The organism is Serratia sp. CY82433, assembly GCF_052166535.1.
Classification (GTDB): Bacteria; Pseudomonadota; Gammaproteobacteria; order Enterobacterales; family Enterobacteriaceae; genus Serratia; species Serratia sarumanii.
The window spans coordinates 2593706-2612510 of the sequence record NZ_JBJNOR010000001.1; the positions used below are offsets into that span (position 1 = coordinate 2593706).

At 60.7% G+C, this 18805-nt stretch carries 16 protein-coding genes; 2 read left to right on the plus strand and 14 right to left on the minus strand.

The annotated features are described in order from the left end of the window. Positions 1-122 precede the first annotated feature (122 nt). Positions 123-1106, plus strand: coding sequence for a LacI family DNA-binding transcriptional regulator (locus tag ACJ8PI_RS12525; RefSeq protein ID WP_101427174.1), 984 nt, complete (start codon positions 123-125; stop codon positions 1104-1106). On the opposite strand, the gene ACJ8PI_RS12530 is transcribed toward ACJ8PI_RS12525, so the two are convergent. Both ACJ8PI_RS12530 and ACJ8PI_RS12535 read right to left on the minus strand, forming a co-directional pair. Next, the gene (locus ACJ8PI_RS12530; protein ID WP_033648040.1) at positions 1086-1595 is read right to left on the minus strand and encodes a DUF1097 domain-containing protein; all 510 of its coding nucleotides are present in this window, start codon (positions 1593-1595) and stop codon (positions 1086-1088) included. The two genes, ACJ8PI_RS12525 and ACJ8PI_RS12530, sit on opposite strands and share 21 nt — an antisense overlap. Positions 1596-1725: 130 nt before the next feature. Continuing rightward, positions 1726-2961, minus strand: a complete 1236-nt coding sequence (locus tag ACJ8PI_RS12535) for an MFS transporter (protein ID WP_164134522.1) — start codon at positions 2959-2961, stop codon at positions 1726-1728. Between the two features lie 288 nt (positions 2962-3249). Between ACJ8PI_RS12535 and ACJ8PI_RS12540 the strand changes: the two genes are divergently transcribed. Continuing rightward, a complete protein-coding gene (locus ACJ8PI_RS12540) occupies positions 3250-4125 on the plus strand; it encodes a LysR family transcriptional regulator (RefSeq protein ID WP_164134521.1) in 876 nt (291 codons plus the stop codon). A gap of 59 nt (positions 4126-4184) precedes the next feature. Here the strand turns inward: ACJ8PI_RS12540 and nuoN are convergent, their stop codons facing one another. From nuoN to ACJ8PI_RS12600, 12 genes are all read right to left on the minus strand, one after another. Further along, positions 4185-5642: an NADH-quinone oxidoreductase subunit NuoN gene (gene nuoN / locus ACJ8PI_RS12545; RefSeq protein WP_033635324.1), complete on the minus strand. Its 1458-nt coding sequence runs from the start codon at positions 5640-5642 to the stop codon at positions 4185-4187. A gap of 6 nt (positions 5643-5648) precedes the next feature. Then, positions 5649-7178, minus strand: coding sequence for an NADH-quinone oxidoreductase subunit M (nuoM, locus tag ACJ8PI_RS12550; RefSeq protein ID WP_033648043.1), 1530 nt, complete (start codon positions 7176-7178; stop codon positions 5649-5651). A 95-nt stretch (positions 7179-7273) separates the two neighbouring features. Beyond that, positions 7274-9121: an NADH-quinone oxidoreductase subunit L gene (gene nuoL / locus ACJ8PI_RS12555; protein ID WP_015378577.1), complete on the minus strand. Its 1848-nt coding sequence runs from the start codon at positions 9119-9121 to the stop codon at positions 7274-7276. Continuing rightward, the gene (nuoK, locus tag ACJ8PI_RS12560; protein WP_004936014.1) at positions 9118-9420 is read right to left on the minus strand and encodes an NADH-quinone oxidoreductase subunit NuoK; all 303 of its coding nucleotides are present in this window, start codon (positions 9418-9420) and stop codon (positions 9118-9120) included. Before nuoK ends, nuoL begins: the two co-directional genes overlap by 4 nt. Continuing rightward, positions 9417-9974, minus strand: coding sequence for an NADH-quinone oxidoreductase subunit J (gene nuoJ / locus ACJ8PI_RS12565; protein ID WP_019453717.1), 558 nt, complete (start codon positions 9972-9974; stop codon positions 9417-9419). Before nuoJ ends, nuoK begins: the two co-directional genes overlap by 4 nt. A 13-nt stretch (positions 9975-9987) precedes the next feature. Further along, positions 9988-10530, minus strand: a complete 543-nt coding sequence (gene nuoI / locus ACJ8PI_RS12570) for an NADH-quinone oxidoreductase subunit NuoI (RefSeq protein WP_025160170.1) — start codon at positions 10528-10530, stop codon at positions 9988-9990. Between the two features lie 14 nt (positions 10531-10544). Next, positions 10545-11522 (minus strand): NADH-quinone oxidoreductase subunit NuoH, encoded by a 978-nt coding sequence (nuoH, locus tag ACJ8PI_RS12575; RefSeq protein WP_004936022.1) that lies wholly within the window; start codon positions 11520-11522, stop codon positions 10545-10547. After that, positions 11519-14257, minus strand: a complete 2739-nt coding sequence (nuoG, locus tag ACJ8PI_RS12580) for an NADH-quinone oxidoreductase subunit NuoG (RefSeq protein WP_103799118.1) — start codon at positions 14255-14257, stop codon at positions 11519-11521. The genes nuoH and nuoG overlap by 4 nt, the downstream gene beginning before the upstream one ends. 76 nt (positions 14258-14333) lie before the next feature. Then, the gene (gene nuoF, locus ACJ8PI_RS12585) at positions 14334-15680 is read right to left on the minus strand and encodes an NADH-quinone oxidoreductase subunit NuoF (RefSeq protein WP_033648045.1); all 1347 of its coding nucleotides are present in this window, start codon (positions 15678-15680) and stop codon (positions 14334-14336) included. Beyond that, positions 15677-16228 (minus strand): NADH-quinone oxidoreductase subunit NuoE, encoded by a 552-nt coding sequence (nuoE, locus tag ACJ8PI_RS12590; protein ID WP_033635327.1) that lies wholly within the window; start codon positions 16226-16228, stop codon positions 15677-15679. The genes nuoF and nuoE overlap by 4 nt, the downstream gene beginning before the upstream one ends. Positions 16229-16230: 2 nt before the next feature. Next, positions 16231-18027, minus strand: a complete 1797-nt coding sequence (gene nuoC, locus ACJ8PI_RS12595) for an NADH-quinone oxidoreductase subunit C/D (RefSeq protein ID WP_004936036.1) — start codon at positions 18025-18027, stop codon at positions 16231-16233. 96 nt (positions 18028-18123) lie between these two features. Next, entirely contained in the window at positions 18124-18798 is a 675-nt protein-coding gene (locus ACJ8PI_RS12600) for a NuoB/complex I 20 kDa subunit family protein (protein ID WP_004936039.1), read from the minus strand. Positions 18799-18805: the final 7 nt, after the last annotated feature.

Consider the following 18805-nt stretch of genomic DNA (forward strand, 5'->3'; position numbering starts at 1 on the left):
ACACGCAGTTATCCAATTGAAAAATAGCTATTTTCAATAGAAGCGCATTCATTGTTATCGCCAAATCGATTTGTTAACATACCGCTATCCGCCCTTGCCGCGCCGCCCGTGAAGGCCACCGAATGAAACACCCTCGCGTTACGCTACAGGACATTGCGCAATTGGCCGGCGTGACCAAAATGACCGTCAGCCGCTTCCTGCGCACGCCGGAAAAAGTGGCGGCCAACACCGCCGAACGCATTGCGCAGGTCATGCGGGAGCTGAACGTCACAGATGCCGATACCGCACAGGCCGGCAGAAGACCGCGCATCGGCGTACTGATCCCCTCCTTCAACAACCAGATCTTCGCCGACCTGCTGGCCGGCATCGAATCCGTTACCCAAGCGCGGGGTTACCAAACGCTGGTGGTGAACTACGATTACAGCCCGCAGCGGGAAGAAGAGCAGATCGCACAGCTGTTGAGCTACCCGATCGCCGGGCTGATCCTCACCGACTCTGCGCATACCTTGCGCGCAGAGACCTACCTCGGCGCCGCCAAAATCCCCCTCGCGCAGGTGATGGATCTCGACGCGCCGCCGGGGCGGATTGCGGTGGGGTTTGATAATGAACAGGCGGGGTATGACATGACCGAAGCGCTGCTCGCCAGCGGCAAACGGCATATCGTTTACTTTGGCGCCATGTCGGACGCCCGCGACAATAAACGCTATCGGGGGTACTGCCGCGCCATGGCGGCTCAGGGGCAAACACCGCGCCAGATCACGCCGCATCGGGTCTCTTCGGTTTCGATCGGCGCCGACATGCTGGCGATGGCGCGCGAACGCTACCCGCAGTTGGACGGTATCCTGTGCACCAACGACGATCTGGCGGTGGGCGTGTTGCAGGCCTGCCTGCGTCTCGGCGTGCGCGTGCCGCAGGAGATTGCGCTATCGGGTTTTCACGGCCTGGATATTGGCCAGGCGACCACGCCGGGCATCGCCAGCGTGATCACGCCGCGCTTTGACATGGGGAAAACCGCCGCTGAAATGCTGCTGCTGCGGATCGCGGGCGAACCCTGCGCCGAGCGCCACGATCTGCACTACCGCCTCTCACTCGGCGGCACCGTTTGAGCCGGCATTCGGGCTGACCGGCTGTGCGGCACGGGCTTTTTCGCTGCGCGCCGCCCACCACAGACCGCTGTTTTTCATCGCATAGCCAAACAGCAAGCCCACCAACAGAGAAAGCGTCACCAGCGGCCAATCTCCGCCGCCGGCGAAGGTCGCACAGGCGCCGATAAAGGTGCCGGGCACAAACCCCAGCCACTGCTGCTTGGCCTGAATGCACATCAGGAACGCAACGACGCCGGTCAGCAGATACCCCAGCAGCTCCCACTGCGGCGCCAGTTCGCTGCCGTGGATGATCGCCATTGCCCAGAAGACGCCGCTGCAGCAGGTTAACGCGCCGATCAACAGCCCTTTCAGCCCGCCCTGCGGGCAGGCGAAATACGCCGTGCAGCCGAGAAAACCGGCCCAACCGATCAGCCCCAGGCTGACGGCAACCCAGCCCCACACGCCGGAGAGGATCCCGGTAGTAACGGCAATGGCGAAAAGAACGTTCATAAAGTGACCCGCGGCAAAAAGAAAGCGCGCAGTTTACCCGAAAGCTGGTCATTTCATGTGATTAAAATCACAATATAAATGCAATTAAAGAATGATTAATTAAATAAAAGAGACTTAAATCACAAAATTATTAACGTGGGAACCCTACACGTACCGTCATCCATGCCAACAACAGGCATACCGTGGTGCTGCTCAGGAACAGCAGATGGGTTGCCTGCTGCAGATCGACACGGTCGACCACGATCCCCAGCAAGATCGGCACCCAGTTGGCGATATAAGCGATAACGTAAAACAGTGAAAGCAAACGCGCATGGCTGGCCGGCGGCGAAATCAGGTTTACCAGGGTCGCGCTGCCGACGAAAATGGCGCCGTAAGCATAGCCGGCCACCACCAGGCCCGCAGCCGCCAGCCACAGTGAATGCCATTGGATCGCCGCAGCGAATACCACCGCCGCCAGCACCTGCGCCAGGCAACCGAACAATAGCGAATAACGGGCGTTAAGGCGGCGGCTCAGGATCTGGCTAATACCGGCGATCAACAGATACACCGCAATCGCATAGCCAAAGACGCCCCGCTGGTGCATGCCTAACAGCGTTTCCGCCACGCTGGGGCCAATAGCCAAAATGCTGGCGGCCAGGGCCCAACAGACAAACAGCGCCCCGGCACAGACAAAGAATTTACCGCCGGTGATACGCAGGCCATCGAGCAGCGTGCTTTTTTCTGTCGCCGTCGGCGCAGCGCGGGTCGGCGCCGCGACCACGCCACGCGGCCACGAGAACATCACGCCCAACGCCGCCACGGCGGCAATGATCATGATGAAAATGAACGGCAGCGTCGTGGGATGAAAACCGGTCTGCAAAGCGATGCCGCTGAAGATCGGGCCCAGCGCCAACCCTGTGGTAAAGGACAACGTGGCGATCAGCGCGGCGTTTTTACCGCCGTCCTGTGGCCCAAAACGCACCAGGGCGATGTTTGCCGCCCCGGTCAATGCCCCGGTGCCCACCCCGGCCAGCAGTCGCGCCATGAGCATCATGACAAAGGTATCCGCCAGCGCAAACAGCAGCGCACCGCTCAACACCACCAGCAATGCCGGCACGATCATGCTGCGCAAATCCTTCACTTTGCCGGCCAGATTGCCGACGCCGAACAAAGAGATCAGTACGCCGGCAGCGTAGGCACCGTAAACGACGGTCAGGCTGACGGAACTCAGCGCAAACTGCTGCTGATACAGCGGATAAAGCGGCGTCGGCGCACTGCTGTTCAGCAATGCCGACATCAAAGCCAGCGCCAGGAACAATAAAATGGTCCTGCGCGACGCCTGAGCATTTTGCGGCGCCGCGATCTGGCTGGCGGTATTTTCTGACATGTTTCAACTCCCAAAGTCGGCAGACGGTGGCCTGCCATCGACATCTTTCTCACCCGGCGGGCCGGGAACGGGGCTTATCATAGCGTTACGGCGGCGGGCGAAGTATCGTCAAGAATGAATCACCCTGATGCATTCTTGCATCACCGGAGAAATAACCGCCGATGTGCAGGCCGCTAGCCGTCTTTCTCTCCCCCAGGGCAGAGCAACGCTTTATGATATAACCCGTTATCATTCGTCCGGCCCGGCCTGTTTCCTACGGCGCCGACAAATCTGCAGAGAGGAAATGGCATGATAAATTGGGACGACGCGCGCTTCTTTTTGGCCGTCGCGCGCTGCGGCACGCTACGCAAAGCCGCCAGCCAGCTGCATGTCGATCAGGCGACCGTCGGTCGACGGCTGTCCGCTTTCGAGGACGCGCTCGGTTCCAAGCTGTTTATCCGCACGCCGAAATCCTTCGCCCTCAGCCCGTTGGGGGAAGAAATGCTGGCGGACGTGATGAAGATGGAAAATGCGGTGCAGGCGATCAACCGCAAAGCCGCCAGCGGTGACGAAAGCCTGAGCGGCAACGTGCGCATCGCCACCACCGATACCCTGGCCGAAGCCTTCGTGATGCCGGCGCTGCAAGATCTGCGGGAACGCTACCCCGCCATCACCGTCACGCTGTTAACGGCGCTGAACATCGCCGATATCTCTTACCACAGCGCAGATCTGGCGATCCGTGGCGCCCGCCCCGATGACGATGAGCTGATCATCAAACGCTTAGCCACCATCGAAATGGGTCTGTACGCCAGCCCACACTACCTGGCGCGGCGCGGCATGCCGCTCAGGGGCGAGCAGCTGCGCGGCCACGATCTGCTGATGTTCCCGCGCGAGCTGGTGCCGCGCCACTGGAACAATTTCTGCGGCGAGGCCCTGCACGAGCCCAACGTGGTGCTGCAATGCAATTCGCAGCTGCTGCTGCGTTCCGCTACCCGCAGCGGGCTGGGCATCGGCCTGCTCTCCGCGTTTTTGGCGGACAAAGACCCGGAGCTGGTGCGCCTGTTGCCGGAGAACAAAGACTGGGTGGATATCTGGCTGGTGTTGCATCCCGATTTGCAACGCGCCGCCCGCGTGCGCGCGGTAGTGCAGGCGCTGGAAACCTCGTTTAGCGCCCATTACGGCTGAGTGCCGTTTCCCCATAAAAAAAGGCCGCCGAAGCGACCTTTTTATCGTTTCAAGCGTTATCAGAACGTCGGCTGCGCCATCTGCACCAGCGAAATCAGCGGCTGCGGATAGACGCCCAGCAGCAGCACCAGCGCGGCGGAGATCAGCACCACGACGCCACCGGCGGTCAACGCCCAGTTGTTCGGGGTATCGCGCTGCAGCGATTCCGGCGCGCTGAGGAACAGGCTGACGGTCACGCGCAGGTAGTAGTACAGGCCGATGGCGCTGCCTACCACAACCGCGCCGGTCAACCACCACAGATGCGCGCTGACGCCCATCGCGATCACGAAGAACTTGCCGATAAAGCCCAGCGTCATCGGGATACCGGCCAGCGACAGCATCATCACCGTCATCACCGCGGACAAGATTGGCTTATGCCAGAACAGACCGCGATAAGAGAACAGTGAATCCGCATCCGGGCCGCGGTACGGGCTGGACATCAGGCTGACCACGCCGAAGGCGCCCAGGCTGCTGAACAGGTAACCGGCCAGGTAAACGCCGGCGGTTTCCAGCGACAGCTGATGGGTTTGCACCGCAATCAGCGCCACCAGCAGGTAGCCCAGGTGAGCGATCGAAGAGTAACCCAGCAGACGCTTGATGTTGGTCTGGCTGATGGCCATCAGGTTACCGAACAAGATAGAGCAGAACGCGATGATCGACAGCACCATGCGCAGCGCTTCGTTGTCGGCGGCCGGGGCATACAGGAACAGACGCATCACAACCGCGAAGATCGCGATCTTGCTGGCGGTCGCCAGGAAGGTCGAGACCGGCGCAGGCGCGCCCTGATACACGTCCGGCGTCCACAGTTGGAACGGCACCAGCGACAGCTTGAAGCCCAGACCGACGATCATCATGCCCATACCGGCCAGGATCAGCGGCTGGTGCATCATGTTTTCCTGCAGGCTCTTGCCGAGGCCGGCCAGCGACAGATCGCCGGATTCGGCATACAGCAGCGCCATGCCGAACAGCAGGAACGACGACGCGGCGGCGGACAGCAGCATGTACTTGATGGCGGCTTCCAGCGGGCGCTTCTGGCGGTAGGCGTAGCCCACCAGGCCGAACAGCGGCAGCGAGATCAGCTCGATACCGATGAACAGCGAAGCCAGATGGTTGGCGCTCGCCAGCAGGATGCCGCCCATGGCGGCGATCAGCACCAGCAGGTAGAACTCTTCGCGGTTATCCGGATAGCCGACCAGCCACGGATAGGCGAAGGTGCAGGTCGCCAGACTCGCCAGCAGCACCAGCCCGGTGTAGAACATCGAGTAACCGTCAACCCGCAGCAGCGGGGTGACGTCCATTGGGCCTGCCTGGCCGACAAAGTACAGCGAAAGCAGCGCCAGGTTGAGACCGATCACGGTCAGGGTGGCGTTGATAAAGTGGTCGCGTCGCCACGCAATGCCTAGCATCACAACCACCACCGTCAATCCGACGATCAACAGCGGCAGCAGTGCGATCAGTTGTTGAGGAGTTATTGTCATGGCGAATTACGGCCTTGTTGTTGAAATTGCTGAAACTGACGAACCAAACCAGTGTTGCACGTTGCTCATCGCCGCGTTGGAAGTATCCAGAATCGGCTGCGGGTAAACCCCCAGCAGAACCAGCAACACCACCAGCAGCAGAATGATGAACAGTTCGCGCGCGGTCATGCCCTGCAGCGGCTGGTCGGATTTAGGCGCACCGTAGTAAGCGCGCTGCATCATGATCAGCGAGTAAACCGAAGCGAACACCAGACCGAAGGTGGAGATCACGGTGATCACCGGCACCACCTGGTAGCTGCCGAACAGAATCATGAATTCGCCGACGAAGTTACCGGTACCCGGCATCCCCAACGTAGCCACGGCGAAGAACAGCGACAGCGCAGGGATGAACTTGATACGCCCCCACAGGCCGCCCATCTGACGCATGTCGCGGGTATGCAGGCGCTCATACAGCTGGCCGCAGATGATAAACATACCGGCGGCGGACAGGCCGTGCGCGATCATCTGGATCACCGCGCCCTGATAAGCCAACTGGCTGCCGGTGTAGATGGCGATCAGCACGAAGCCCATGTGCGAAACCGAGGTGTAGGCGATCAGACGCTTGATGTCGGTCTGCGCGAACGCCATCCAGGCGCCGTAGAAGATGCCGATCACGCCCAGCCACATGGCGATTGGCGCAAACTCGTGCGAAGCCTCAGGGAACAGCGGCAGGCTGAAACGCAGCAGGCCGTAGGCCGCGGTTTTCAGCAAGATGCCCGCCAGATCGACGGAACCTGCGGTCGGCGCCTGGCTGTGCGCGTCCGGCAACCAGCCGTGCAGCGGCACTACCGGCATTTTCACCGCGAAGGCGATGAAGAAGCCCAGCATCAACAGATATTGCACGTTGTGGGACATCGGCGTTTGCAGCAGGTCTTCGTAATCGAAGGTCCACACGCCGGTGGCGTTGTAGTGCACGAACACCAGGCCCAGGATCGCAATCAGCATCACCAGACCGCTGGCCTGGGTGTAGATGAAGAACTTGGTCGCCGCGGTGATGCGGGTTTTACCGTCCGACGCCTTGTGGCCCCACAGCGCGATCAGGAAGTACATCGGCACCAACATCATTTCCCAGAAGAAGAAGAACAGGAACATGTCGATGGCGAGGAACACGCCGATAACGCCGCCCAGGATCCACAGCAGGTTGAGGTGGAAGAAGCCCTGATACTTCTGGATTTCACGCCAGGAACAGAGGATCGCCAGCACGCCCAGCAGACCGGTCAACACCACCATCAGCAGCGACAGGCCGTCCAGCGCCAGGTGGATGGAGATGCCGAAGCGCGGGATCCACGGCAGCAGGAATTCGCTCTGCCACTGCGGAATGCCTTTCGGCGTGGTCAAGGTATAGCCGCCCTGCAGCCACAGCTGCAGAGAGAGCGCCAACGTCAGCCCCATTGCGATCAGCGCTATCCAGCGCGGCACCTTAGTACCGAAGCGCTCAAGCTGCCAGCACAGCAGACCGCCGATAAAGGGGATAAGAATTAGCCAAGGTAATAGCATGGCGTTTTGTGTCCCTTATACGAATAATTTCAAACTTTGTACGTAGCGCCTGCCCGGCGCTACGCCCGAAAAATGCGTCTGTTTAAATTATTCAATTAAACCAAAATCAACAGAGCCAATACGACCACTGCACCCACACCCATAGACGCTATATACCAACGCACCTGACCGTTCTCGCTCACCGTCAGACCGCGGTTCCCCCAGCGGGAGAAGACGGCCGGCAGATTCATCAGCGAGTTCAGCGGATCGCGCTGCAGCAGCTTCGCAATGCCCAGGTACGGCTTGACGAACACTTTGTCATACAGCCAGTCGAAGCCCCAGGCATGGAACCACCAGGTCGAGAAGAAACGCCCCGGCGCGCTGTTGGCGATGCTGTTGACCAGGCTGCGTTTGCCCAGCCACAGCGCGGCCGCCAGCAGAATGCCGACGATAGCCACCACGCCGGAGGTGATTTCCAGCGTCAGCACGCTGCCGTGCGCCAGCTCGGTCGTCTCCGGCAGCACGCCCTGCAACGGCGGCACGATCATCGCGCCGACGAAGGTGGACAGCACCAGCAGAACCAGCAGCGGCAGGTGGTGAGTGATGCCTTTACCGGCATGCGCTTTGATTTTCTCTTCGCCGTGGAACACGATGAAAATCATACGGAAGGTGTACAGCGAGGTCATGAACGCGCCGACCAGGCCGGCCACCATCAGGTTGATGTGGCCATTGGCCATCGCGCCCGCCAGGATCTCGTCCTTACTGAAGAAGCCGGCCGTGACCAGCGGCAACGCAGACAGCGCCGCGCCACCCACCAGGAAGCAGACGTACACCAGCGGGATGCTCTTGCGCAGGCCGCCCATCTTGAAGATGTTTTGCTCGTGGTGGCAAGCCAGGATCACCGAACCGGACGACAGGAACAGCAGCGCCTTGAAGAACGCGTGGGTCATCAGGTGGAAGATCGCCGCGTCCCATGCCTGCACGCCCAGCGCCAGGAACATGTAACCGATCTGGCTCATGGTGGAGTAAGCGAGCACGCGCTTGATGTCGGTCTGCACCAGCGCGGCGAAGCCGGCCAGCAGCAGGGTGACCGCACCGACGATGCCCACCAGGTGCAGCACTTCCGGCGCCATCAGGAACAGGCCGTGCGTACGGGCGATCAGATAGACGCCCGCGGTCACCATGGTCGCCGCGTGGATCAGTGCGGAAACCGGGGTTGGGCCCGCCATCGCGTCCGCCAACCAGGTTTGCAACGGCAGCTGCGCCGATTTACCGACCGCGCCGCCCAGCAGCATCAGGGTTGCCCAGGTGATGGCCGTATCGCCCACCGCCAGTTTCTGCGGTGCCAGGATCATCAGCTCGCGGATGTTCAGCGTGCCCAGCTCGTTGTAGAGGATGAACAGCGCGAACGCCAGGAACACGTCGCCCACGCGGGTCACGATGAAGGCTTTCATCGCCGCCGCGCCGTTGGCCGGATCTTTGTAGTAGAAGCCGATCAACAGGTAGCTGCACAGGCCCACGCCTTCCCAACCCAGATACATCAGCAGCAGGTTGTCCGCCAGCACCAAGACCACCATGCTGGCGATAAACAGGTTGGTGTAAGCGAAGAAGCGCGAGTAGCCCTCTTCACCGCGCATGTACCAGGAGGCGAACATGTGGATGAAGAAGCCGACGCCGGTGACCACCGACAGCATGGTCAGCGACAGGCCGTCCAGCACCAGGGTCACGCCGATATTGAAGTTGCCGACGGCCATCCAGGTCCAGAGGCTTTGCTCAAACAGCTGCACGCCGGCGGCTTTCTGGGCGAAGAAATCCATCGCCACATACACCGTGACCAGCGCAGCCAGGCCGATAGAGCCCACGCCGACGGTAGCCGCCGTGTTCTCAGACCAACGACCGCGGGAAAATGCCAACAGCAGGAACCCGATCAGCGGTAGCAGAATTGTTAAATATAATAGGTTCATCCGCGCATCTCACTGACAGTATCAATATTCAGGGTATGACGACGACGGTAGAGCTGCAGCAGCAGCGCCAGGCCGATACTGGCCTCGGCTGCCGCCAGGCTGATCGCCAGGATGTACATCACCTGCCCGTCCGCCTGGCCCCAGTAGCTTCCCGCCACGATAAACGCCAACGCCGCAGCGTTGATCATCACTTCCAGGCTGATCAGCATAAACAGCAGGTTGCGGCGCACCAGCAGCCCGGTCAGCCCGAGCACAAACAGGATAGCCGCCAGGATCAGGCCGTGTTGAAGAGGGATCATGCTTGCTCCTCCGATTTTCTTCTCGCCATTTCGCCACTCGCCGGCGCGTTGCTCAGCACCTCGCCAGGCTTGTGCTCGCGGCCGATATGGAAGGCGACAACCAGACCCGCCAACAGCAGCATTGAAGCCAGCTCAACCGCCAATACGTAAGGCCCGAACAGGCTGATGCCCACCGCCTTCGCGTCGACCATCTCGCCGCTGATACCCTGGTCGGATACGCTGCGGATCGCGACGATCAATACCACCAGCAGCGCCAGCGACAACAGGCCAGGCCCGATCCACACCGTCGGCTTCATCCAGTCGCGCTCTTGCTGCTGCACGTTGCCGAGGTTCAGCATCATCACCACGAACACGAACAGCACCATGATGGCGCCCGCATAGACGATGATTTCCAACGCGGCGGCAAAGTAGGCGCCGAGCGAGAAGAAGACTGCCGAGATCGCCAATAACGAGACGATCAGATACAGCAGCGCATGCACAGGGTTGGTATGGGTGATCACGCGAATCGTCGCGGCCACCGCAATCAAACCTGCCAGGTAAAATGCAATTTCCATGCTTGCTGGCTCCTTAGGGCAACAGACCTTTGACGTCGATCGGTTTGGCTTCGTTTTCGGCTTCGCCTTTGGCTTTGCCGTCAATCGCCATACCGGCCATCCGGTAGAAGTTATATTCCGGATATTTACCCGGCCCCGAGATCAACAGATCTTCTTTTTCGTACACCAGATCCTGACGCTTGTACTCACCCAGTTCGAAATCCGGCGTCAGCTGGATAGCGGTAGTCGGGCAAGCCTCTTCGCACAGGCCACAGAAAATGCAGCGCGAGAAGTTGATGCGGAAGAACTCCGGATACCAACGGCCGTCTTTCTGCTCCGCTTTTTGCAGCGAGATACAGCCGACCGGGCAGGCCACCGCACACAGGTTACAGGCGACGCAGCGCTCTTCGCCGTCCGGATCGCGCGTCAGCACGATGCGGCCGCGGTAGCGCGGCGGCAGGTAAACCGGTTCTTCCGGATACATCTGGGTTTCGCGCTTGGCGAAGGCATGCATGCCAATCATCCAAATGCTGCGCACCTGGGTGCCGAAACCAACCACTAACTCTTTCAATGTCATGGTTTATTCACCCCTTATTGAGCGTTGTACAAAATGACCGCGGCGGTTGCCAGCAGGTTCAGCAGCGTCAGCGGCAGGCACACTTTCCAGCCGAAGGACATCACCTGGTCATAACGCGGACGCGGCAGCGCGGCACGGATCAGGATGAACATCATCATGAAGAAGGCCGTTTTCAACGCGAACCAGATGAATGGCGGCAGGAACGGACCCTGCCAGCCGCCGAAGAACAACGTCACAATCAGGGCGGACACGGTGACGATACCGATGTATTCCCCCACGAAGAACAGACCGAACTTCATGCCGGAATATTCGATGTGGTAACCGTCGGCCAGTTCCTGCTCGGCTTCCGGCTGGTCAAACGGGTGACGGTGACACACCGCCACGCCGGCGATCGCGAAGGTCACGAAGCCGAAGAACTGCGGAATGACGTTCCAGACGTGCGCCTGGGATTCAACGATGGCCTGCATGTTGAACGAATCCGCCTGCATCACCACGCCCATCAGCGACAGGCCGATGAACACTTCGTAGCTCAGGGTTTGCGCGGAGGCGCGCATCGCGCCCAACAGCGAGTATTTGTTGTTGCTCGACCATCCGGCGAACAGCACGGCGTACACCGCCAGGCCGGCCATCATCAGGAAGAACAGAATACCGATGTTGAGATCGGACACCGCCCAGGTCGGGCTGACCGGCACGATGGCAAATGCCAGCAACAGGGAAGTAAAGGCGATCATCGGCGCCAGGGTGAAGATCACCCGGTCGGAGAATCTCGGCACCCAGTCTTCCTTGAAGAACATTTTGATCATGTCGGCGACCAGCTGCAGCGAGCCGCCCCAGCCTACGCGGTTCGGTCCGTAGCGGTTCTGGAACAGGCCGAGCAGGCGGCGTTCGCCGAAGCTCATGAATGCCCCGCACGCTACGACCACCAACAGGATCACGACCGCTTTAAGAATGGCGATCAGAATGTCGATCACCTCAGGGGTAAACCAGCTCATCGTGCCGCCTCCCGCAGATTGTCTACCTTAGCACCCACCAAGATCGGCGGGATCCCTGGCAAGCCGAGCGGCAAACCAACCTGGCCCTGGGTCAGGGTTTCACTCAGACGCACCGGCAGACGCAGGGTCTGGCCCGCACAGCTGAACTCCACCAGGCTGCCCGCGTTGACGCCAAGCGTCGCCGCGTCGGCCGGGTTGACCATCACGTAGGCTTCCGGCATGCGCTGCTGGATCACGTGAGAGCGCTGCGACATTTCGTCGCTGCCGAACAGGTGGTAGTACGGCGCGACACGCCAGCCGTCGTTCGGATTGAACGCGGCAGGCACGCGGTCGAAGTAACCGAGGCTGCCCTCCCCCGCTTCGATCAGGCGCACGCCCGGATCGCCGTGGCGCAGTTTGCCGCCCACTTCGGCCTGGAACTTGTTCCATGCCTGCGGTGAGTTCCAGCCTGGCGCCCAGGCGAACGGGATCTGCTGACGATCGGCCAGCGGACTGTTGTTCCCTTCCATCGAGAAGGCGAACATGGTGTCTTTATCCTGCGGCTGACGCGGCTCGTGCACGCTGATGTTGGCGCGCATGGCGGTACGGCCGCTGGAGCGGTGCGGCGAACGCGCCAGCTTCTGACCGCGAATGCGGAAAGTCGCGTCCGGCGCAGCGTCGACGATGCCCTGCAGCTGCGGCAACGCGGCGACGCAAGCGTCGATCACGTCATCGAGCTGGGTCCAGTCCACGTGGCGGCTGGTGTAGGTGGAGTGCAGCGAGTGCATCCAGCGCCAGCTTTCCAGCATCACGGTGAACTGATTCTTCTTGGCGTCGTCGTAGTAGGCCGGATCGTATACCTGGAAGAAGCGCTGCGCGCGGCCTTCCTGGTTGATCAGCGTACCGTCGCTCTCGGCGAAGCTGGCCGAGGAGAGGATCAGGTTGGCTTTGTCCATGATCGCGGTGCGCTGGTGGTCGGCGACGATCAGGTTGTTGACCTTGGCCAGCGCCGCGTCCACCTGCGCCGCCGGCGCATGACGATAGAGATCGTTTTCCATCACGATGGCGGTATCGGCTGCGCCGCTCGCCAGCTGTTCTAGCGCCTGATCGAGCGAACCGCCGCCGATCATCGCCAGGCCCATGCTGTTGGCTGCGCCCGCCACGAAGGTGATGCCGACATCGGAACCGCGGCCCTTCAACGCTTTGGCAATGTTGGCCGCCGCTTCGATGATGGCTTCGCTGCCGGCGTTGCTGCCGGTAATAATCAGCGGTTTGCGTGCGCCGGTCAGCGCCTGCACGATGATATCGACTTTCTTGTTCAGGCCTTCAGCCAGATCGTTCACCGCCGGCGCCGCGCTGTCCAGCGCGTGAGCGATGGCGAAGCCGAAGCGCGCCTGCTCGTCCACCGGCGCGCGGTAGTTCCAGGCGGCGATGTCGTCCAGGCGGGTGTTGTCGACGTTGGTGGTGAACAGCGGGTACTTGGCGTGCTGGCCGATGTTCTGCACCGCCGCGATCTGCCAGTCGGCCACGCGTTGCGCCGCCGCCATCGCGCGGGCTTTGCCCTTGACGGCCTGGCGCACGGACAGCGCGATGCGCGCGCCGGTTTGCGTCAGGTCTTCGCCCAGCACCAGCACCGCGTCGTAATCTTCGATCTCACGCAGCGCCGGCGTATGGACGCCGCCGTTCTTCAGCACGTTCAGCATCAGCGCCAGGCGTGATTGCTCCGCCTGAGCGATACCGGTGTAGTAGTTCTCGGCGCCGACCAGCTCGCGCAGTGCGAAGTTGCTTTCCAGGCTGGCGCGCGGGGAGCCGATGCCGATGGTTTTCTTCGCCTGACGCAGGATGTCCGCCGCGCCCTGCATCGCCTGCTCGGCGTTCAGGGTGATCCAGTCATCGCCGCGCAGCTGCTGCGGTTGACGCGGACGATCTTTCTGGTTGACGTAGCCGTAACCGAAGCGGCCGCGGTCGCACAGGAAGTAGTGGTTCACGCTGCCGTTGTAACGGTTTTCGATACGGCGCAGCTCGCCATAGCGCTCGCCCGGGCTGGTGTTACAGCCGATGCTGCACTGCTGGCAAATGCTCGGCGCGAACTGCATGTCCCATTTACGGTTGTAGCGCTCGGAGTGCGTTTTGTCGGTGAATACGCCGGTCGGGCACACTTCCACCAGGTTGCCGGAGAACTCGCTTTCCAGCGTGCCGCTTTCCGGGCGACCGAAGTAGACGTTGTCGTGCGCGCCATACACGCCGAAGTCGGTGCCGTCCGCATAGTCTTTGTAGTAACGCACGCAGCGGTAGCAGGCGATGCAGCGGTTCATCTCATGCGAGATAAACGGCCCCAGCTCCTGGTTGTTGTGGGTGCGCTTGGTGAAGCGGTAGCGGCGGAAGCTGTGGCCGGTCATTACCGTCATATCCTGCAGGTGACAGTTACCGCCTTCTTCACAGACCGGGCAATCGTGCGGGTGGTTGGTCATCAACCACTCGACCACGCTTTCACGGAACTGCTTCGCTTCGCCGTCATCGATGGAGATGAAGGTGCCATCGGATGCCGGGGTCATACAGGACATCACCAAACGGCCGCGCGTATCTTCCGCGTTTTGGTATTGCTTTACCGCACATTGGCGGCAAGCGCCGACGCTTCCCAGCGCCGGATGCCAGCAAAAGTAAGGAATATCAAGGCCGAGGGAAAGACAAGCCTGCAGCAGGTTGTCCGCTCCGTCTACCTCATACTCTTTGCCGTCTACATGAATCGTAGCCATAGTCAGCATGCTTCCAAGTGGCCTGCCTTGCGGCAGGCGTTAATCAAAAATTCTGGCCGTGTTCGGGCGAGTCGGCTTACCAGCGCTGCTTCAGCAGATTGTTCGGCTGAATGCCGCCAATCGCATGGGCGTTGCTGAAGTGCTGCACGGCGATGCCCGCCTCGAACTCTTCACGGAAATATTTAATCGCGCTTTGCAGTGGCTCTACGGCACCTGGCGCGTGGGCGCAGAAGGTTTTGCCCGGGCCGAGGGAACGGCACAGCTGTTCGAGGGTTTCGATATCCCCCGGCTGCCCTTCGCCGTTTTCCAACGCACGCAGGATCTTCACGCTCCACGGCAGGCCGTCGCGGCATGGCGTACACCAGCCGCAGGACTCGCGGGCGAAGAACTCTTCCAGGTTACGCACCAGCGGCACCATGCCAATCTCGTGGTCTACCGCCATCGCCAGCGCGGTGCCGAGACGGCTGCCGGCTTTGCCGATCGCACCGTATTCCATCGGCAGATCGAGGTGATCGGCGGTCAGGAAGTCAGTCCCCGCGCCGCCTGGCTGCCAGGCTTTGAAGCGCAGACCGTCGCGCATGCCGCCGGCGTAGTCTTCCAGGATCTCGCGCGCGGTGGTGCCGAACGGCAGCTCCCAGACGCCCGGATTTTTCACCCGGCCGGAGAAGCCCATCAGCTTGGTGCCTTTGTCCTCACTGCCGGAGATGCCGGTGTACCACTCCACGCCGTTCGCCAAAATGGCCGGTACGTTGCACAGCGTTTCGACGTTGTTGACGCAGGTCGGCTTGCCCCACACGCCGGCGCTGGCCGGGAATGGCGGCTTGGAGCGCGGGTTGGCGCGGCGGCCTTCCAGCGAGTTGATCAGCGCGGTTTCTTCGCCGCAGATGTAACGGCCGGCGCCGGTGTGCACGATCAGCTCGAAATCGAACCCGGTGCCGAGAATGTTCTTGCCCAGATAGCCGGCTTCGGTGGCTTCCGCGATGGCGCGACGCAGGTGCGCCGCCGCTTCAATGTACTCGCCGCGCAGGAAGATATAGCCGCGGTAGGCTTTCAGCGCGAAGGCGGAGATCAGCATGCCTTCCACCAGCAGGTGCGGCAGCTGCTCCATCAGCAGGCGGTCTTTATAGGTGCCCGGCTCCATTTCATCGGCGTTACACAGCAGGTAACGGATGTTCATGGATTCGTCCTTCGGCATCAGGCTCCACTTCAAACCGGTGGAGAAGCCCGCGCCGCCGCGGCCCTTCAGCCCGGAGTCTTTCACCAGGCCGACGATCTCGTCCGGGGCCAGGCCTTTGAGGGCCTTTTCCGCGCCGGCATAGCCGTTTTTGCTGCGGTATTCGTCCAGCCACAGCGGCTGCTTGTCATCACGCAGCCGCCAGGTCAGCGGATGCGTTTCGGGAGTGCGTACAATGTGCTTGGTCATTGATACTGCTCCAGTAGCGTCTCGATATCTTCAGGCTTCAGCTGACTGTGAGTGTCGTCATCAATCATCATGGTCGGCCCTTTATCGCAGTTGCCCAGACAGCAGGTCGGCAGCAGCGTGAAGCGGCCATCAAAAGTGGTTTGACCCGGCTTGATGTTCAGCTTCTTCTCGATAGCGGCCTGAATGCCCTGGTAACCGGTGATGTGACAAACAACGCTGTCACAATAACGGATCACGTGACGTCCTACCGGCTGACGGAAAATCTGGCTGTAGAACGTGGCCACGCCTTCTACGTCGCTGGCGGGGATGCCCAGCACTTCCGCGATGGCGTAAATCGCACCGTCCGGAACCCAGCCGCGCTGCTTCTGCACAATTTTCAGTGCTTCGATGGAAGCGGCGCGCGGATCCTCGTAATGATGCTTTTCGTGCTCGATCGCATCACGTTCTTCCGCACTCAGTACAAATGCATCAACGCCGCTCTGAGGAGCGGCTGCGTTGATGGGCTCGAGCGCATCATTGACTGCGTGATTGTCTTTTTGAGAGTGCATAATTAGCGGTCCACATCTGACATAACAAAATCGATACTACCCAGATAGACGATCAGGTCGGAAACCAGGCTGCCACGGATGACCGATGGGATCTGCTGCAGGTGCGCAAAGCTCGGCGTACGTACCCGGGTGCGGTAGCTCATGGTGCTGCCGTCGCTGGTCAGGTAGTAGCTGTTGATCCCTTTGGTGGCTTCAATCATCTGGAATGATTCGTTGGCTGGCATCACCGGGCCCCAGGAAACCTGCAGGAAGTGGGTGATCAGCGTTTCAATGTGCTGCAGCGTGCGCTCTTTCGGCGGCGGCGTAGTCAGCGGGTGATCGGCCTTGAACGGGCCTTCCGGCATGTTGTTCAGGCACTGTTCGAGGATGCGCAGGCTCTGGCGCAGCTCTTCCACCTTCAGCATCACGCGGGTGTAGCAGTCGCTGGTGCCGTCGCCGACCGGCACTTCGAAGTCGAAGTTCTCGTAGCCGGAGTACGGACGCCATTTACGCACGTCGAACTCGACGCCAGTGGCGCGCAGGCCGGCGCCGGTCACGCCCCACTCCAGCGCTTCTTTGGCGTTGTAAGACGCTACGCCAATGGAACGGCCTTTCAGGATGCTGTTCTTCAGCGCCGCTTTCACATAGGAGTCCAGACGCTTCGGCATCCAGTCGAGGAATTCACGCAGCAGGCGATCCCAGCCGCGCGGCAGATCGTGCGCGACGCCGCCGATGCGGAACCAGGCCGGGTGCATACGGAAACCGGTGATCGCTTCCACCAGATCGTAGATTTTCTGACGGTCGGTAAAGGCGAAGAACACCGGGGTCATCGCGCCGACGTCCTGAATGAAGGTGGAGATGTACAGCAGGTGGCTGTTGATGCGGAACAGCTCGGACAGCATCACGCGGATGGTGTCGACGCGCTCCGGCACCTTGATGCCGGCCAGCTTCTCGACCGCCAGCACATAAGGCATTTCGTTCACGCAGCCGCCGAGGTACTCGATACGGTCGGTGTACGGAATGTAGCTGTGCCAGGATTGGCGCTCGCCCATCTTCTCGGCGCCGCGGTGGTGATAGCCGATATCCGGCACGCAGTCGACGATCTCTTCGCCGTCCAGCTGCAGAATGATGCGGAACGCACCGTGCGCGGACGGGTGGTTCGGGCCGAGGTTGAGGAACATGAAATCTTCGTTCTCGGTGCCGCGCTTCATGCCCCAGTCTTCGGGCTTGAAGGTCAGCGCTTCCATCTCCAGATCTTCTTTCTGCTTGGTCAGCACGAAAGGATCGAATTCGGTGGCGCGCGCCGGGTAGTCCTTGCGCAGCGGGTGCCCTTCCCAGGTCTGCGGCATCATGATGCGCGACAGGTGCGGGTGGCCGTCGAAGGTGATGCCGAACATTTCCCAGGTTTCGCGCTCGTACCAGTTGGCGTTCGGGAACACCTTGGTCGCCGTCGGCACGTGCAGGTCTTTTTCAGACAGCGCCACCTTCAGCATGATGTCGCGGTTGCGTTCGATGGAAATCAGATGGTAGAAAACGGAGAAATCCGCAGCGGGCAGGCCATCGCGGTGGGTGCGAAGACGTTCGTCCACGCCATGCAGATCGAACAGCATGACATACGGCTTCGGCTGTTTTCTCAGGAACGTCATTACTTCCAGCAACTGGTCAGGTTTAACCCATACCACGGGCATGCCGGTACGGGTGGCCTGAACAGTAAAGGCTTCCGGCCCAAAACGGTTGCGCAGTTCGCCGATCACCGGGTCGTCAAGGTGATCTCGGGTCTGCCAGGCAGGCAAGGCGTCGTGCGTCGTCAAATCTGTCATAATTTTTTTTCACCACACTAAAGGGTTATTCGCCGCAAGTTTCACTTTTCGCTGTGTTAACCAATAGCGCACTAAGATGGACGTTAAATGAACGTCTTAAATCTCGTCAGGCGTCCGGAGGTTGGTCACCGCGATGCGCTCGCCGTGTTTACGCTCTCTTTCAGACTGCATATTGGCGCGGTAAACGCCCTGATCGCCGACAACCCACGACAGCGGGCGACGTTCTTTGCCGATGGATTCCTGCAGCAGCATCAGCGCTTGCATGTAGGCTTCCGGACGCGGCGGGCAGCCGGGAATGTACACGTCGACCGGCAGGAACTTGTCGACGCCCTGCACCACGGAATAGATGTCGTACATGCCGCCGGAGTTGGCGCAGGCGCCCATCGAGATCACCCACTTAGGTTCCAGCATCTGCTCGTACAGGCGCTGGATGACCGGGGCCATCTTGGTGAAGCAGGTACCGGCCACCACCATCAGGTCAGCCTGACGCGGGGAGGCGCGCAGTACTTCCGCACCGAAACGCGCCACGTCGTGAACGGCGGTAAACGACGTCACCATCTCCACGTAACAGCACGAAAGGCCGAAGTTATACGGCCAAATAGAGTTTTTACGCCCCCAGTTCACCATGTCATGCAGCGCATGTTCGAGTTTACCCATGTAAACCGTGCGGTGGACCTGTTGTTCCAGGGGATCGGCGACGATCTCCTGTTTTTGCAGGGGATAACGGTCGTTCTCACCGTTCGGGTCTATGCGGGTGAGCGTATAGTCCATCTTAATG

Excerpts from the sequence above, each read along its gene's own strand:
- ACJ8PI_RS12525 (WP_101427174.1), top strand. The coding sequence starts at position 123 with ATGAAACACCCTCGCGTTACGCTACAGGACATTGCGCAATTGGCCGGC.
- ACJ8PI_RS12530 (WP_033648040.1), bottom strand. The coding sequence starts at position 1,595 with ATGAACGTTCTTTTCGCCATTGCCGTTACTACCGGGATCCTCTCCGGC.
- ACJ8PI_RS12535 (WP_164134522.1), bottom strand. The coding sequence starts at position 2,961 with ATGTCAGAAAATACCGCCAGCCAGATCGCGGCGCCGCAAAATGCTCAG.
- ACJ8PI_RS12540 (WP_164134521.1), top strand. The coding sequence starts at position 3,250 with ATGATAAATTGGGACGACGCGCGCTTCTTTTTGGCCGTCGCGCGCTGC.
- nuoN (WP_033635324.1), bottom strand. The coding sequence starts at position 5,642 with ATGACAATAACTCCTCAACAACTGATCGCACTGCTGCCGCTGTTGATC.
- nuoM (WP_033648043.1), bottom strand. The coding sequence starts at position 7,178 with ATGCTATTACCTTGGCTAATTCTTATCCCCTTTATCGGCGGTCTGCTG.
- nuoL (WP_015378577.1), bottom strand. The coding sequence starts at position 9,121 with ATGAACCTATTATATTTAACAATTCTGCTACCGCTGATCGGGTTCCTG.
- nuoK (WP_004936014.1), bottom strand. The coding sequence starts at position 9,420 with ATGATCCCTCTTCAACACGGCCTGATCCTGGCGGCTATCCTGTTTGTG.
- nuoJ (WP_019453717.1), bottom strand. The coding sequence starts at position 9,974 with ATGGAAATTGCATTTTACCTGGCAGGTTTGATTGCGGTGGCCGCGACG.
- nuoI (WP_025160170.1), bottom strand. The coding sequence starts at position 10,530 with ATGACATTGAAAGAGTTAGTGGTTGGTTTCGGCACCCAGGTGCGCAGC.
- nuoH (WP_004936022.1), bottom strand. The coding sequence starts at position 11,522 with ATGAGCTGGTTTACCCCTGAGGTGATCGACATTCTGATCGCCATTCTT.
- nuoG (WP_103799118.1), bottom strand. The coding sequence starts at position 14,257 with ATGGCTACGATTCATGTAGACGGCAAAGAGTATGAGGTAGACGGAGCG.
- nuoF (WP_033648045.1), bottom strand. The coding sequence starts at position 15,680 with ATGACCAAGCACATTGTACGCACTCCCGAAACGCATCCGCTGACCTGG.
- nuoE (WP_033635327.1), bottom strand. The coding sequence starts at position 16,228 with ATGCACTCTCAAAAAGACAATCACGCAGTCAATGATGCGCTCGAGCCC.
- nuoC (WP_004936036.1), bottom strand. The coding sequence starts at position 18,027 with ATGACAGATTTGACGACGCACGACGCCTTGCCTGCCTGGCAGACCCGA.
- ACJ8PI_RS12600 (WP_004936039.1), bottom strand. The coding sequence starts at position 18,798 with ATGGACTATACGCTCACCCGCATAGACCCGAACGGTGAGAACGACCGT.